This window comes from Pandoraea commovens, from assembly GCF_024704525.1.
Lineage (GTDB): Bacteria > Pseudomonadota > Gammaproteobacteria > Burkholderiales > Burkholderiaceae > Pandoraea > Pandoraea commovens.
This window is the reverse complement of sequence record NZ_CP102780.1, coordinates 2,211,138-2,226,952: the sequence shown is the minus strand read 5'-3', so window position 1 is coordinate 2,226,952 and position 15,815 is coordinate 2,211,138. Positions and strand designations below refer to the sequence as shown.

The following is a 15,815-nucleotide window of genomic DNA, read 5'->3' as shown; positions in this document are numbered from 1 at the left end:
ACGCCAAGGACACGCCCTTGGCGTTACATCATGCGTTTTGGGCGTTTCGACTGCTTTTCACGCCTGGTCGGCTTGCATCTGCGCCCAGATCGCGGCGAGCATCGACGCCCCGAGAGCCGCACTTCGTGCACCGCTCCAACCGACTTGCGAATCAGGCCGGTTGGCGTTGTCCTTGAATGGCATCTCCAGTGTGAGCGATAGGCAACCGAAGCGATGCGCCACCCACTTCGACGCCAGCTTGAGCGACTCCATGCCGTGCTTGCCCGGGGGGTAGCCGAACTTGTCCTGGAAGTCGAGGCTCGCCGCCTTGAAGCGCTCGCTGAACGCCTTCTCGCGCGCCAGCACCGCCTCCGTGCCCCACTCGACACCGTCGTTACCCGCCAGGAAGACGTAGGGCAGCGCTTCGTCGCCGTGGATGTCGAAGAACATATCGCAACCGGTCGCCTCGATGGCGGCGCGCACATGATGCACTTCGGGACTGCGCACGAGGTCCGGCTCAAGCCATTCGCGGTTGAGGTTCGCGCCCGTCGCATTGGTGCGCAGATTACCGCGCGCCGAGCCGTCGGGATTCATGTTCGGCACGACGTGGAACACCGCTTCGTCGAGCAACGCCGTCGCGAGCGGATCGCCGGCCCAGTCGCCCGCACCGAGCAAACGACGCAGCATGCCTTCCACAAACCACTCCGCCATCGTCTCGCCGGGATGCTGACGCGCAATCACCCAGATATTGCGCTTGCCCGCGCGCGGCTCGCCCACCGTGAGCAACGTCATGTCGCGCCCGTCGATGGTCTGCCCCAGTGAGCGCGAACTCACGCGCGACGAATTCTGCGCCGTGCCGAGCAACGCCAGATGACGCTCCTCCGCATACGGCTCGAAATATGCGAGATAGACGCTATCGTGTTCCGGCGTGAAGGCCACCGTCATCACTTGCCCGTCGTAAGACGTCGGCACGCGGAACCACGTCACGCGGTCGTACGACGCCACCGCGCGATAGTTCTCCCAGCCGCGCGGATAGGACGTCTGCCCAGCGTTATCGAAGACGATGCGGCAAGGCACGCCGCCCACCCCTTGCACGCGGAAATGGAACCACTGTGCGAATTCGGCCGCGCCGTCTTGCGCGATGCGCACATGGATATCGTCGGCGCGCTCGGCGCTCACCACATGGATGGCGCCGCTGTCGAATCGGCTGCTGATTTGGACGGTCATGACGGATCTCGCTGGCGAAAATGAAAAGCCCCGGGATCTTGCCCGGGGCGCGGGTCAGGCTGGCGTCAGGCCACGCGGCGGCGGAACACCCAGAGCGAATCGTTCGACACGCTGTCGTCGAACGCGTAGCCCTCGGTGTCGAACGCCTTGAGTTGCTGCACATCGGTCACACCGCGCTCGATAGCGTAACGCGCCATCAGCCCGCGCGCGCGCTTGGCGTAAAAGCTGATGATCTTGTACTTGCCACTCTTCCAGTCTTCGAACACCGGCGTGATGACCGGTGCATTGACCAGACGGCGTTTGACGACCTTGAAGTACTCCTCGGACGCCAGATTCACGAGCACGCGGCGCGTCTCGCTATGCTCGGCGAGCGACGCGTTGATCGTCTGCGTGACACGCTCACCCCAGAAGGCATACAGATCGCGACCACGCTTGTTTGCGAAGCGCGTGCCCATCTCGAGACGGTACGGCTGAAGCAGATCGAGCGGACGCAACACGCCGTACAGGCCCGACAGGATACGCAGATGCTTCTGTGCGAAGTCGAGCTGCGTGGCGTCGAGCGTGCGAGCGGAGAGCCCTTCGTAGACGTCGCCGTTAAAGGCGAGCACGGCTTGCTTGGCGTTGGAGGTATCGAAGCGCGGCGACCATTCGGCGTAGCGCGTCGCGTTGAGCGCGGCAAGCGGGTCGGAAATGCTCATCAGCGAGCCGACCTGTGCCGGGCTCAGTTCGCGCAGGCCTTCGATCAATTCGGCCGCGTCATCGACGAACTGAGGCACGGTGTGCGTGCTCACGTGCGGCGGCGTTTCGTAGTCGAGCGATTTGGCCGGCGAGAGAACAATTATCATATCGGGTGAGGCGTTCCTGCCTGCGCAGGAAATTAACGTAAAACCGTCATTCTATCCAATGCTTCAAAACGCTGTTGCCACGCCCGCCGAGCGGGCCTTCGCCGAGCATCTCGACACCCTCGCCACGCCGCCGCGCGTGGTGCTCGACACCAATGTCTGGATTGATCTGCTCGTGTTCGACGACCCGATTGCCCGCCCCGTGCGCGACGCGCTTGTCGAGCACCGTCTCATGGCCCTCATGGCCCAGCGGTGTCGCGACGAACTGGCTGTCGTGCTGACCTACCCTCAATTTGCCTCGCGTGAGATCGACAACGACGCCGCCCTCGCCTGGGTCGATGCGCACACGCACCGGATCGTCGTCCCGGAAGACGCCGCACCGCCCGCACAACTGCCGCTCTGCCGCGACCGGGACGATCAGAAGTTCCTCGAAGCGGCACGCGACGGACACGCGCACTGGCTCGTCAGCAAGGACAAAGCCGTACTGAAGCTACGTAGCCGGGTGGCGCGTCAGTTCGGCTTTCGCATCGTGACGGCGAGCGCTTTTACGTCATTGCTCGTGGTTGGTGGTTAAGTTGGTGGTTAGGCGCCCCCGCCCGCAGGCCGGGCGCGACGGCGGTAGAATGGCGGCCTGATCACTGCTTCGTCCATCTTTCACATGAACGCGCCTCACACTGGATCCACCACGCCTGCGCTGGTTGCCCCGCCGCTCACGTCGCGTCTGCCGAACGTCGGCACCACCATTTTCACCGTCATGTCGGCACTCGCTGCCGAGAAGCAGGCGGTGAATCTGGGTCAGGGCTTCCCCGATTTCTCGTGCGATCCGAAGATCGTCGACGCCGTGGCGCGTGCCATGCGCGAAGACCATAACCAATACCCGCCGATGGCTGGCGTGCCCGCGCTGCGTCAGGCCATCGCCGACAAGATCGGCAAGCTTTACGGACAGCCGTACGACTGGAACACCGAAATCACGGTGACGGCCGGGGCGACGCAGGCGTTGCTCACTGCGATTCTCGCCACCGTGCACCCGGGCGACGAAGTGATCGTGTTCGAGCCGACGTACGACAGCTATGTGCCGTCGATCGAGCTGGCGGGCGGCAAGCCGGTGTTCATCACACTCGAAGCCCCCGAGTTCCGTATTCCGTTCGACAAGCTGGCCGCGGCCATTACGCCGCGTACGCGTCTGATCCTGTTCAACACGCCGCACAACCCGAGCGGTACGGTGTGGCATGAGCAGGACCTCGTGAAGTTGTCCGAGATCGTGGCAGGCACCGACATTCTGCTGATCTCGGACGAGGTCTACGAACACATGGTGTACGACGGCAAGCGTCACGAGAGCGTGGCACGCCACCCCGAGCTTGCACGTCGCAGTTTCATCGTGTCGAGCTTCGGCAAGACGTATCACGTCACAGGCTGGAAGGTCGGTTTCGTGGCCGCACCGGCCGCCTTGTCCGCAGAATTCCGCAAGGTGCATCAGTTCAACGTGTTCACCGTGAACACGCCGATGCAGGTCGGTCTGGCCGACTACATGCGCGATCCGTCGCCGTATCTCGAACTGGCGGGCTTTTATCAGAAGAAGCGCGATCTGTTCCGCGAAGGTCTGGCCGGTACGCGCTTCAAGCTGCTGCCGTGCGAAGGCACCTACTTCCAGTGCGTGGACTACAGCGCGATCAGCGATATGAGCGAAGCCGACTTCGCGCTGTGGCTGACGGGCGAAATCGGTGTTGCCGCGATTCCGGTCTCGGCGTTCTATCACGAGCCGCACGAGTCGGGCGTGGTGCGTTTCTGCTTCGCGAAGCAGGACGACACGCTGCGTGAAGCACTCACGCGTCTGGCGAAGATCTAAGCACGACGCCGGGCGCCAGGTCGCCCAAACCATCCCAAACGATAACGGCCGCCATCCCTCGGATGGCGGCCGTTTCGTTTTACGGTCCAAACAACTTACCCGGCTTTCTTCGCCTGCTGATAAGCCTTCTGTTCGGCGCGCACACGCTGGAACGATTCACGTTCAGCGAGTCGCTTCGTGTATGCCTTCCAGTCGATATCGGCGGCTTGCAGGAAGTCTTCGCCATAGACGGCTTGCGTGGCCATCCCGAGAATCGGCAGATGGATGCCCGCCGCGATGTCGGCCATCGTGAACGTGTCGCCCGCGACGTACGGTGCGAATTTCGCAAGTCGCTTGAAGGCGACGATGTTCCGGCGCAGCAGCTTCTCCGTGCGGCTGCGCGTGCCTTCCGACGCCGTGCCGCCAAAGAACGCCTGTCCGTACACTTCACGCACCACCAGCTCCAGATGCAGTTCCAGCATCGTGAGCAACTCACGTTCCTTGGCCTGTCGCCACGGATCGCTGGAGAAAAGCGCCGGCGTCGGATGCGTCACCTCAAGGTAATCGCAGATCACCTGCGACTCCGACAGGAAACCTTGTTCCGTTTGCAGATACGGCACCTTGCCGAGTGGCGAGCATTGCAGCAGCGGCTCGTCCTGACACGGAATAGATTCGGACTCTTCGAAGGGCACGCCCTTCTCGTACAGCACAACCTTAACCTTGTTGTAATAGTTGCTTACTGGAAAGCCGTACAGCTTCAACATGATGTCTCCCATGTGAGTGAGCCGGTGGACGCGTCCACCGGGTACCGGAAGTGTACCGGCACGCCCCCGCCATGCGCGAATTGAATTCAACCGCAGGCGTCCCGAATTCCGGCGCTCGGCCAGTGCGCACGCCCCTCCCGCCCGTCAGACAGGCATCCACGTCAACGACCGCCCAGCGGAACAAGCGCTGGCAACGGCGGCGAGATCAGCGACAATAGCCGCAACGCGTTTTGGGCATCGGTTTGCATTGCCTGGCGATTCGGCCGGAAATTCATTTCCCGACCGACCGGTCGGACGATAGAATGGCAAGTCATGCGCACTCAGTGCTTGGTTAGCCGCCTCGCGCAGCCCCTGAGCGCCCACACAATACCGATCGACGACATCGACACCAACTTCGAGACACTCCGAATGACTGCATCCCCCTCGTCTTCTTCGTCTAACGTGGCGGCCGCTGCCAGCAAGGCCATCGACGTTCTGGGCATCGTCGGTGCTGGCGCCATGGGGCGTGGCATCGCTCAGGTCGCCGCGCAAGCCGGTCTGACGGTCAAGCTATACGATACCAACGCCGCCGCCGTACAAGCCGCGCTGAGTGCCCTGCGCGACACGCTGGACAAGCTCGCCTCCAAGGGCAAGATCGACGCGGCGAGCGTCGACGCGACGATGGGACGCCTGCACGCGTGCAACGCGCTGGAGGATCTGGCGGACTGCCATCTCGTCGTCGAGGCGATCATCGAGAAGATCGAGATCAAGCGCGACCTGTTCCGCGCGCTCGAAGGCATCGTTGCCGCCGACGCGATTCTGGCGTCCAACACGTCGTCGTTGTCGATTACGGCGATTGCGGCGGCGTGCGAGCGTCCCGAGCGTGTGGCGGGCTATCACTTCTTCAACCCGGTGCCGCTCATGAAGGTGGTCGAAGTCATCGACGGCCTGCGCACTGCACCGGAAGTCGGCGACGCCCTGCTCGCACTCGGCCAGCGCATGGGCCACACGGCCGTGCGTTGCAAGGACATGCCGGGCTTCATCGTCAACCACGCCGGGCGCGGCATGAACACCGAGGGCCTGCGCGTGGCAAGCGAAGGCGTGGCGAGCTTTGCGGACATCGACCGCATCTTGCGCGAGCAGGCAGGCTTTCGCCTCGGCACGTTCGAACTCCTCGACCTCACGGCGCTCGATGTCTCGCACCCCGTGATGGAGTCGATCTATCACCAGTTCTACGAAGAAGCGCGCTTCCGTCCGTCGCCGATCACCGCGGTGCGCTTCGCAGGCGGACTGCTCGGCCGCAAGGTCGGCGAAGGCTTCTATCGCTATGTCGACGGCAAGCAGCAGGTGCCGCCCGAAGCCCCCGCGCCGGACGCGTTGCCCGCAAGCGTCTGGGTGAGCCGTGCGGACACGCGCGGCTTTGCGGCTGTCGTCGAGCTGTTGGGTGCGACGGGGGTGACCATCGAAAGCGGTGAGAAGCCGTCCGAGACGGCCCTGATCGTCGTCACGCCACTCGGCTTCGACGCCACGACGTGCGCCGTCGAACAGGGTCTGGACGCGACGCGCACCGTCGCCATCGACACGCTGCTGCCGCTGGCGGGCGCCAAGCGTCACACGCTCATGACCACGCCCGTGACGACAGCCGACGCGCGCAACGCCGCCCACGCGCTGTTCGCCCACGGCGGCACGCCGGTGACGGTGATCCGCGATTCGGCGGGATTCGTCGCACAGCGCGTGATCGCTACCATCGTGAACATCGGTGCCGATATCGCGCAGCAACGTATCGCGACGCCGGGCGACATCGACCGCGCCGTCACGCTGGGTCTCGGTTACGCCAAGGGACCGCTTGCACTGGGCGACGCCGTCGGCGCGCGTCAGTTGCTCACGGTGCTGCGTAATCTGCAATCGTTCTACGGCGACCAGCGTTATCGTCCGTCGCCGTGGCTCACGCGTCGCGCGCAACTCGGCGTGTCGCTGCTCACCGAAGAAGCGTAATCCGGAGACCGAATCATGGCTGCTGAACTGCTCGCCGAACGCGTCGACCAGACGCTGGTGCTGACGCTGTCCAATCCCGGCGCGCGTAACGCCCTGCATCCGGACATGTACGCCGCTGGCGTCGAAGCGCTGGCCACGGCCGAGCGCGACGCCTCCGTGCGCGCCGTCGTGATCACCGGGGCCGACAACTTCTTCTGCGCGGGCGGGAATCTGAACCGCCTGCTGGAAAATCGTCAGAAAGATCCGTCGGTGCAGGCCGCCAGCATCGACGCGCTGGCCGAATGGATCGAGGCGCTGCGTGCGTGTCCGAAGCCGATCATCGCCGCCGTCGAAGGCGCGGCCGCCGGGGCGGGCTTCTCGCTCGCGCTTGCCTGCGATCTGCTCGTCGCCGCCGACAATGCCAAGTTCGTGATGGCGTATGTCAAAGTCGGCCTCACGCCCGACGGCGGCGGTTCGTGGTTCCTCTCGCAGGCTCTGCCCCGCCCGCTCGCCACCGAAATCCTCCTCGAAGGTAAGCCAGTGTCGGCCGCGCGACTCGCCACCGCAGGACTCGTCAACCGGGTCGTTGCGCCCGGACAAGCCCGCGCCGAAGCACTGAACTGGGCGACGGATCTGGCGCAACTGTCGCCGAACGCCGTCGGCCGCATCAAATCGCTCATCGACAGCGGCGCCAGCGAAACGCTGACCTCGCAACTCGGTGCCGAGCGCGATAATTTCGTCGCTTCGCTGCACCATGCCGACGGTCTGGAAGGAATCAGTGCCTTCCTTGAAAAACGTCCGGCAAAATACCCCTGAAACGCGTACCCGCAGAGAGCGTACCCGCCCACCGGCGTACGCCCTCTCTCTATGCCCTGCGGCAGCCCCTGGCCTTCAAGGCTCGCTAGCCTGCTAGTCCGCTGCCCGCATTCGTTCAGGAGAACCCTCGCATGAGTTCACTCGGTCAACTCGGTGCCCAGACCGGTCCGCTGACCTTCACGCCCTCGGCACGTCGCCGCATCTATCTGATGCGTCACGGCGACGTCACGTATTTCGACGACAGCGGCCACCCGATCGATGCAGACGCCGTCCCGCTCAATGAGCTGGGACGCTCGCAGGCCAGCGCCGCCGGACGTGCCTTCGCCGCCGAGAACATCCGCTTTGACCGGGTCATCGTGAGCGGCCTGCCGCGCACGCGTGAGACCGCCGAGCGCGTGCTCGCAGAAACCGGACAGGACGTCGAAATCGAGACGTGGCCGTGCTGGCAGGAAATCCGCGCGGGCAAGATCTCCGACCTGCCCCCTGCCGAACTGGCACAGGCGTTTCTCAGCGCGTTCGACGGTCTGGTGCCGGAAGGCACACGCTTCATGAACGGCGAATCGGTGCGCGAACTGCTCGATCGCGTGGTGCCGCCGATCGCGGAGCTGCGCGCCGATAAGTCGTGGGACACCGTGCTGCTGGTGTTGCACGGTGGCGTGAATCGCGCGATTCTGTCGCATGCCCTGCATCCGCTGGGACGCCTCTTCCTCGGCCAGCTCGCCCAGACGCCCGCGTGCATCAACGCGCTCGACGTCGGCGACAAGCCGCAGGACTGGGTGGTGCGCCTCATGAACTTCGCCCCGCCGCAGCCGCTGCATCGCGATAACCGGCTCACGGTCATGGAGAAGATTTTCGCGTCGTTCGTCCGTACGCGCCAACGCGGCTAAACGACGCGCGTCATCGTCATTCCGGGCCGGGACATCTCCGGCCCATCGCGTTTTATCGAACGTCGCCGTACAACAGCAAAAGCCGAACCCACGAATCAGTCTCGATCAACGCAGCACCGGAAATGCAGGAGACAGCATGGCCGAGGAGCTTGTACAGGACTTTTCCGCATTTGCAGGCGAACGGGCGCTGGGCAGTCGTGCGCCGTTCGACACCGCCGCACTTGAGCGCTGGCTGAGCGCCAACGTCGAGGGCTTCTCCGGGCCGCTGACGCTCACGCAGTTTAACGGCGGCCAGTCCAATCCGACCTACCGTCTCACCACGCCCTCGGCCGCGTACGTGCTGCGCACCAAACCGGCCCCGGCGGCGAAGCTTCTCCCCTCAGCGCACGCCATCGAACGCGAATACCGCGTGATGGACGCGCTCGCCAGCACCGACGTACCTGTGGCCCGCATGCGGGGCCTATGCGAGGACGAAAGCGTCATCGGACTGGCGTTCTACGTCATGGACTTCGTGGATGGGCGGGTGCTGTGGGATCCGTCGTTGCCGGGCATGACGGCGACGCAGCGCGGTGAGATTTACGACGAAATGAATCGCGTCATCGCAGCGCTGCATCGTGTCGATTACCGGGCTGCCGGTCTCGAATCGTATGGCAAACCGGGGGACTACATCGCGCGTCAGATCGCGCGCTGGAGCAAACAGTACCGCGCGTCGGAGACGGAACCCATCGACGCGATGGACCGGCTCATCGAGTGGCTGCCCGCCCATCTGCCGGTCAGCACGCCGGACACCCCCGAACGCACCACTATCGTCCACGGCGACTTCCGTCTCGACAACCTGATCTTCCATCCGAGCGAGCCGCGCGTGCTCGCTGTCCTCGACTGGGAACTGTCGACGCTGGGGGACCCGATTGCGGACTTCAGCTATCACTGCATGGCGTGGCATGTCAGCCCCGGGGTGTTCCGCGGCATCGCCGGGCTCGACTGGAAAGCCCTCGGCATTCCGGATGAAGACGTCTACATCCGTCGATACAGCGAGCGCACGGGCATCGTTCCGCCTGCGCAATGGCACTTCTATCTCGCGTACAACATGTTCCGCATCGCAGCGATTCTGCAAGGCATCATGAAGCGCGTGAGCGACGGCACAGCCGCGAGCCAACAGGCGCTGGACGCTGGCAAGCGCGCTCGCCCGATGGCCGAACTCGCCTGGACATATGCGCAGCGTGCAACGAACGCGACGCGCTTGCGCGATGCCTGACCACGCGCCGACGCGTCCCGATTCAGCAGACAGTCACCGCACGGAGATCTCATGAATTTCAGCTACAGCCCGAAAGTCGACGCGTTGCGCTCGCGTCTTTCAGCGTTCTTCGACGAGCACATCTTTCCGAACGAGCAGCGTTATCTCGAAGAGATCGAGATCGCCCGTCATAACGGTGACGCATGGCAGCCCTCGCAAGTCATCGAACGTCTCAAACCACTCGCGCAGCAAGCCGGACTGTGGAACCTGTTTCTGCCCGACTCAGGGCGCGGTGCAGGCCTGACCAACGTCGAGTACGCACCGTTGTGCGAGATCATGGGACAGGTGCCCTGGGCGCCGGAGGTCTTCAACTGCAATGCGCCCGACACCGGCAACATGGAGACGCTCGAGCGTTACGCGACTGACGCCCAAAAGGCGCAATGGCTGGAACCGCTGCTGCGCGGCGAGATCCGTTCGGCATTTCTGATGACGGAGCCGGACGTCGCATCGAGCGATGCCACCAACGTGCAGTGCCGTATCCGTCGCGACGGTGACGATTATGTCGTCAATGGCCGCAAGTGGTGGTCGACGGGGGCTGGCGATCCACGCTGCGCGCTCTACATCGTGATGGGCAAGACCGATCCCGACGCCCCGAAACACGCCCAGCAGTCGATGATCCTGATTCCGGCCGACGCGAAGGGCGTCTCACGCGTACGTCCGCTTACGGTCTTCGGCTACGACGACGCACCGCATGGTCATATGGAGATCGTGCTCGACGACGTGCGCGTGCACGCAAGCAGTCTGCTGCTCGGCGAAGGACGCGGCTTCGAAATCGCACAGGGACGGCTCGGGCCGGGCCGTATCCACCACTGCATGCGGCTTATCGGGCTGGCGGAGCGCGCCCTGTCGCTGATGTGCCAGCGCACGCTTTCGCGCGTGGCGTTCGGCAAACCGATTGCGGCGCAGGGCGTCACACGCGAGCGCATCGGCGAGGCGCGATGCCTGATCGAACAGGCCCGTCTGCTCACGCTCAAGGCGGCCTACATGATGGATACGGTCGGCAACAAGGCCGCGCGCGCGGAAATCGCGATGATCAAGGTCGTCGCACCGAACATGGCGTGTCAGGTCATCGACTGGGCGATTCAGGCGCACGGGGCGGCGGGTCTTTCCGGCGATTTTCCGCTCGCTTATGCATACGCCAGCGCCCGCACCCTGCGTTTCGCGGACGGCCCCGACGAAGTCCATCGCAACGCCATCGCAAAGCTGGAATTGGCGAAGTATCCCAACATCACGGCCGAGTGACGGCGATCACTCGGTTGAGCCGGGCGAGGTCTGCCGGACACCGCCGAACCGGCGCCCGGCAGGGAAAAACGTTCTGTGGTGTAATTTCCCGGCAGTTTTCCCCGGGGGGACGGTGCCGCCCTCCCGGCCCGTTTGCCATTTGCGCCATCACCGTGCCTCCGGAGCCGCCTGAGCGACCCACGCACGACGTGATCCGCCGGCGTCGCTCGACGCCTCCCTGAGGAGCCGCAATTGATTCAGGTCTACTCCTGGGCCACGCCCAACGGCCACAAAGTCCACATCATGCTCGAAGAATGCGGGCTGGCTTATCACGCACACGCCGTCGATATCGGTGCGGGCGACCAGTTCAAGGACGCATTTCTCGCCATCTCGCCGAATAACAAGATCCCGGCCATCGTCGACGAAGACGGCCCGGACGGCAAACCGATCTCCCTGTTCGAATCCGGCGCAATCCTGCTCTACCTCGCAGGCAAGACCGGTCGCTTCCTGCCGGAAGACGTGCGCGGCAAGTACGAGACGCTCGAATGGCTGATGTTCCAGATGGGCGGCGTGGGGCCGATGCTCGGTCAGGCGCACCACTTCCGGATTTATGCGCCCGAGAAGATCGACTATGCGATCAAGCGCTACACCAACGAAGCGCGACGTCTGTACGGCGTGCTCGACAAGCGTCTTGGCGATCATCCGTACGTCGCGGGCGACATGTACACCGTGGCGGACATTGCCATCTGGCCGTGGCTGCGCTCGTGGAAGAATCAGGGTGTGGAGTTGTCGGACTTCCCGAACGTGCAGAAGTGGTTCGAAGCCATTGAAGCGCGCCCGGCGGTGCAACGCGGCATCAAGGTGCTCGCCGACGCCCGCAAGCCGCTTCAGGACGACAAAGCCCGCGAAATGCTCTTCGGCGCGACGCAATACGCTCGCCGCTGAACGCCGCAAAACCGTCGAACGGCGGCGTCCCGGGCCGTTCGGCGGACTGTCACTCAAAGTGGTTTACACTTCGAAACAAAGTGCGGTTTCGCCAAAGCGCTGGCGGTGCTAATCTAGGCGCATTCTTCGACGCGGCGCTCAGCCAGCGTCACTTGCAGTTCGCAGTCCCTCGCCGCTGGCCATTGGAAGATCCGGGAGATCCACAAATGTCAGGCAAGTTCGAACTCAAGCGCAGCCCCAATGGTGAATTCCACTTTCACCTGCTGGGCGACAGCGGGCATACCATCCTTTCCTCCGAGACGTACAAGGCGCGCGCGTCAGCGCAGAACGGCATCGAGTCCGTTCGCAAGAATTCCGCTGAAGATCACCGGTTCGAGCGCAAGACGTCGACTTCCGGGCGCCCCTACTTCGTCCTCAAGGCGCGCAACGGCGAGATCATCGGCCAGAGCCAGATGTTCTCGACCGCCGAGCAGATGGAGGACGGCATTACCCAGGTCAAGCGAGATGCACCAGCGGCTTCGGTGAGCGACCTGTCGCATTGACGACTTGTGCGGCTAACCTGCGTGACGCGCCAATGCGAGGGCGCATCACATTGTCACGTCGTCACGCCACGTTAGTCCCATCATGATGCCCCTGGTCCCCGTCACTCCTTGGTGAATATCGCCTCGTCATGCGCACTGACAGATGCATCGAAGATCGGATGCCTTGTCATTGGGTGCCACGCAAGGGCACCACCCGCTCGCGGATAAACACTTCGTCGTCTGGAACTGAACCTGAACAATCTCGCGTGAAAAGCGAAGCCGGGGGGTGGGCAAATACGCAGTTGATTTGGTATCGGAAGCGCCCATCACTGCCGAATTCAAGCGGCCTGACCTGCCTGTCCGGCGTGACTCGCACACGCAACACACCACTAAACTGCGCATCCAGACCAAGTGCCGGAGTGAACGTCTTGGTACGCGGAATCCACGCCGCATAGATTATCGGTGTGCCTGAGGAAAGCGTGCTGTAGAAGGCTGCTGTCGGGTCATCGCAATTGCCCAGCCTCACCGTCAAAAAGTTGGTGAGGGATCCGTTGAGCACACATTTGTCCGGAATCGTCTTCGAGCGATACCGGAACGGCCCGTCGGGCAGCAACTGCCCCACCCTCACGCATGACACCGCTCCCGGCAATGGACTACTGCCGCGCCATCCATCGGCTAGCAGGTAGGGCTTGCCGTTGCCGTCGAGCAACCGCGTGCCCACATCCTTTTGCTGCGAGAGCTGAACTACGGTCTTGCCGATCTCGCCGGTCTGCTGGTCCTGAAACGACACCTTGTAGAACGCGTACGACTCGTTGTTGCCGCAATCCGGGTTGTTCTGAATCTCCAGCCACATCCCTTCATGCGCCCCCTGGATGCTGAAGAAGTAGTGCTCGTCGTTCGGACACGACGAGTTCTGCTTGAAATTGATCTTCTCTCCGTCGTATAAGCTGAACGAGCACGGCTTTTCGCCGTTCGCTTCCCACATCGTGATCGTGGGTAAGGCGTGATCGTGCTGCGGCACCGCCTCCAGCTTCGACGTCGCAGCCGCGCCGGTGATTGCTCCGGTCGCGGCACCCGACGCCGAGTCGGCCGCACCCGCCACGCCCTGATACGCCGTCAACAGCCACGCGCCCACCACAAACATCGAAACGGCCCGCAAAATCCGAGACCAACACTTTTCCTGGATTTTTCGCATCACGCACCTCCCTCTCTAATTCGACGCTGCGCGATCAGGTTGTGAGAGACGCTGGCGTGTCGCGTTCGTGCAGACGAGATGCCAGCGTCGCGTGTCATTTGTTCCTCTGCGGACAAAGGCTCCGGCTCATCATTTCGGCACGCCTTTGGTGTACCTTACCTTGTCGAATACCTCATCGATCGTCCCCTGGCATTTGCGAAATGCCGTGTAGCCCAAGGTGATGACATAGAGGCATTCATCGCCGACACGGAACCGTCCGTCCTCACCGTAACGGGGCATCTGATTACTCACGCCACTGTAGAGAATCGATGCCGACCCCGCGCTGTCCTTGTAAATAGCGGGGATGAAGTCTTTGGTCCGAGTTCTCCAGGTCGCGTAGGGAATCCCACCACCGCTCGATAGAGACAAGAAGTACAGCATATGCTGGATGTCACTGTCATCGCAGTTGCGAGTCCCAACACGTACCGTGTCAAAACCTCGAAACCCGAGACATTCATTCGGGAATTTCTTTGAGCGGAACTGTAATGGCCCGTCGGGCAACAATTGCCCCACCTTCACGCACGACACCGCTCCTGGCAATGGATTACTGCCGCGCCATCCATCGGCTAGCAGGTAGGGCTTGCCGTTGCCGTCGAGCAACCGCGTGCCCACATCCTTTTGCTGCGAGAGCTGAACGACGGTCTGCCCGATATCGCCGACCTGCTGGTCCTGAAACGACACCTTGTAGAACGCGTACGACTCATTGTTGCCGCAATCCGGGTTGTTCTGAATCTCCAGCCACATCCCCTCATGCGCGCCCGAAATGCTGAAGTAGTAGTGTTCGTCGTTCGGACACGCCGAATTGTCCTTGAAATTGATTTGCTGTCCGTCATACAAACTGAACGAGCACGGCTTGTCAGCGTTCTTCTGCCACATCGTGATCGTGGGTAAAGCATGGTCGTGCTGCGGCACCCCCTGCATCATCGAGATCGCAGCCGCGCCGGTGATTTGGACGGGCCCGTCCGGCGCCAAGTCGACCGCACTCGCCACGCCCTGGTACGCCGTCAACAGCCACGCGCCCACCACAAACATCGAAACGGCCCGCAAAATCCGAGACCAACACTTGTTTTGGATTGCTCGCATCACACACCTCCGTCTTTGACCCAGTCCCTTCGCGATCTCCGTGCCCGCAACGTCACAACGTCTTGCGTGCCGGGTTGATCACCTCGAACGACACACGCCATCCGTCCTGTCGTCCCTGATCGTGGAATCCGACCTGATAGTTGACGCTCAGGCGCGAGCCGTGGGCCAGTGGTGCAAGCCACGATGCAGGAATCCGTTCATCGAAGCCCTCCCGCGCCTCCGTCGCCGTGACCCGATGTCCGTCCTTGAGAAATAACTGATATGTCTCACCAGGCCGGTCCTCGTGTTCGCCCTCGCACCAAAGCCATAACTGCTGGCGCTCGAAGGCGAGGTGCCAGGGCTGAAGCAGCACCTGGGCACCGTTCGGCAACTTGTCGGGCTCGATGCGATCGCTGCCCGCAAGATCCGGCAATTGCGGCACCCGCATGTCGGTCGGCCTGAACGGCAACACGCCCAGCGACAGCACCGGACTCGTCTGATCTCCACCGGCGCGCGACACCACATAGCTCACGTCTGACGACAAGCCGACATTGGCCGCAATGACCGCCGGGGCAATGTCGAAAGAGAGGAATTCGGGCACAGGCTCGGGGACCGTCTCGAAAGCCGTCTCGATCGTGCCGTCGCCAACCGTGCCATGCCAGTGAACTTGTACCCGGTGGCCCGCTTGCATGCCCTGATAGCGCACCCGGACGCGGGCGCCTTGCAGCGCGAGCATTGGGTTCAGAAAGCCGTCGTCCCCGTTTTCCACTTGCGGGGCTAATAGCGTGAGCGTCGGCGTCAGATCGACGAGGATCGACTTGTCCGCCGACACACCGATGACCTCGCCGTTCGGACGCTCGCATCGATACGTGAACACATACTCGCCCGGTGCCAGCGCTCGCAGAACCTCGCCAGGGAAGTTCACGACGATCGCTTTCCCGACATCGTCGGCGCTCAGGGGGCGTGTCATCGCCACGATGTCCACGCCATTGATCGTGCAGAACAACATGTCACCTGGTGCGGAAAACGGCGGGAACATCTGCGTGTCCGCAGGCAACATGTCACCGTGATCTGCCAGATATTCGTCGGTGACACCGTTCGCGTCGACCTCCACATCGACGCGAAATGCAAAGTACGGTATCGCGGCATCGGGCGCCGTCCGGCGATGGTCGATAGTCATTTCAACACCTCCCCATCCTGATTTGCGCGAATGGCAATGGCACGACGTACGTGTGGCGCACGAAC

Annotated in this window: 15 protein-coding genes; 9 read left to right on the top strand and 6 right to left on the bottom strand. The window is 63.0% G+C overall.

Features of this window, described 5'->3' with window-relative positions; genetic code table 11:
- Positions 1–57: 57 nt before the first annotated feature.
- Together NTU39_RS10455 and yaaA are read right to left on the bottom strand one after the other, a co-directional pair.
- On the bottom strand, positions 58–1,206 hold the full coding sequence (locus tag NTU39_RS10455) for a M14 family metallopeptidase (RefSeq protein WP_150664856.1): 1,149 nt from the start codon (positions 1,204–1,206) through the stop codon (positions 58–60).
- 65 nt (positions 1,207–1,271) lie between these two features.
- Positions 1,272–2,051, bottom strand: a complete 780-nt coding sequence (gene yaaA, locus NTU39_RS10450; RefSeq protein ID WP_150664855.1) for a peroxide stress protein YaaA — start codon at positions 2,049–2,051, stop codon at positions 1,272–1,274.
- Positions 2,052–2,109: 58 nt separating this feature from the next.
- Here yaaA and NTU39_RS10445 point away from each other — a divergent pair, with 58 nt between their 5' ends.
- Entirely contained in the window at positions 2,110–2,622 is a 513-nt protein-coding gene (locus tag NTU39_RS10445; protein WP_150664854.1) for a putative toxin-antitoxin system toxin component, PIN family, read from the top strand.
- Between the two features lie 84 nt (positions 2,623–2,706).
- Positions 2,707–3,894, top strand: coding sequence for a pyridoxal phosphate-dependent aminotransferase (locus tag NTU39_RS10440; protein ID WP_150664853.1), 1,188 nt, complete (start codon positions 2,707–2,709; stop codon positions 3,892–3,894).
- A 95-nt stretch (positions 3,895–3,989) separates the two neighbouring features.
- Here NTU39_RS10440 and NTU39_RS10435 read toward each other — a convergent pair whose 3' ends face one another.
- A complete protein-coding gene (locus NTU39_RS10435; RefSeq protein WP_039399200.1) occupies positions 3,990–4,637 on the bottom strand; it encodes a glutathione S-transferase family protein in 648 nt (215 codons plus the stop codon).
- Positions 4,638–5,045: 408 nt separating this feature from the next.
- On the opposite strand from NTU39_RS10435, the gene NTU39_RS10430 reads away from it, so the two are divergent.
- The 7 genes from NTU39_RS10430 (at position 5,046) to NTU39_RS10400 (ending at position 12,295) form a co-directional block, all read left to right on the top strand.
- Complete coding sequence (locus NTU39_RS10430; protein ID WP_257959782.1) at positions 5,046–6,611, top strand: 3-hydroxyacyl-CoA dehydrogenase; 1,566 nt, start codon at positions 5,046–5,048, stop codon at positions 6,609–6,611.
- 15 nt (positions 6,612–6,626) lie between these two features.
- Complete coding sequence (locus NTU39_RS10425) at positions 6,627–7,406, top strand: oxepin-CoA hydrolase, alternative type (protein ID WP_150664851.1); 780 nt, start codon at positions 6,627–6,629, stop codon at positions 7,404–7,406.
- Between the two features lie 170 nt (positions 7,407–7,576).
- On the top strand, positions 7,577–8,293 hold the full coding sequence (locus NTU39_RS10420) for a histidine phosphatase family protein (protein WP_373275398.1): 717 nt from the start codon (positions 7,577–7,579) through the stop codon (positions 8,291–8,293).
- Positions 8,294–8,429: 136 nt separating this feature from the next.
- Positions 8,430–9,548 carry a phosphotransferase gene (locus NTU39_RS10415; protein ID WP_150664849.1) on the top strand — a complete coding sequence of 373 codons (1,119 nt, stop codon included), beginning with the start codon at positions 8,430–8,432 and terminating at the stop codon, positions 9,546–9,548.
- Between the two features lie 51 nt (positions 9,549–9,599).
- Positions 9,600–10,829, top strand: coding sequence for an acyl-CoA dehydrogenase family protein (locus NTU39_RS10410; protein ID WP_150664848.1), 1,230 nt, complete (start codon positions 9,600–9,602; stop codon positions 10,827–10,829).
- 231 nt (positions 10,830–11,060) lie between these two features.
- On the top strand, positions 11,061–11,753 hold the full coding sequence (locus tag NTU39_RS10405; protein ID WP_150664847.1) for a glutathione binding-like protein: 693 nt from the start codon (positions 11,061–11,063) through the stop codon (positions 11,751–11,753).
- 206 nt (positions 11,754–11,959) lie between these two features.
- Positions 11,960–12,295, top strand: coding sequence for a YegP family protein (locus NTU39_RS10400; protein ID WP_039399211.1), 336 nt, complete (start codon positions 11,960–11,962; stop codon positions 12,293–12,295).
- A 166-nt stretch (positions 12,296–12,461) separates the two neighbouring features.
- Here NTU39_RS10400 and NTU39_RS10395 read toward each other — a convergent pair whose 3' ends face one another.
- The 3 genes from NTU39_RS10395 to NTU39_RS10385 form a co-directional block, all read right to left on the bottom strand.
- Positions 12,462–13,469, bottom strand: a complete 1,008-nt coding sequence (locus tag NTU39_RS10395; RefSeq protein WP_257959781.1) for a hypothetical protein — start codon at positions 13,467–13,469, stop codon at positions 12,462–12,464.
- Between the two features lie 129 nt (positions 13,470–13,598).
- A complete protein-coding gene (locus tag NTU39_RS10390) occupies positions 13,599–14,591 on the bottom strand; it encodes a hypothetical protein (protein WP_150664845.1) in 993 nt (330 codons plus the stop codon).
- 52 nt (positions 14,592–14,643) lie between these two features.
- A complete protein-coding gene (locus NTU39_RS10385; protein WP_150664844.1) occupies positions 14,644–15,750 on the bottom strand; it encodes a hypothetical protein in 1,107 nt (368 codons plus the stop codon).
- Positions 15,751–15,815: the final 65 nt, after the last annotated feature.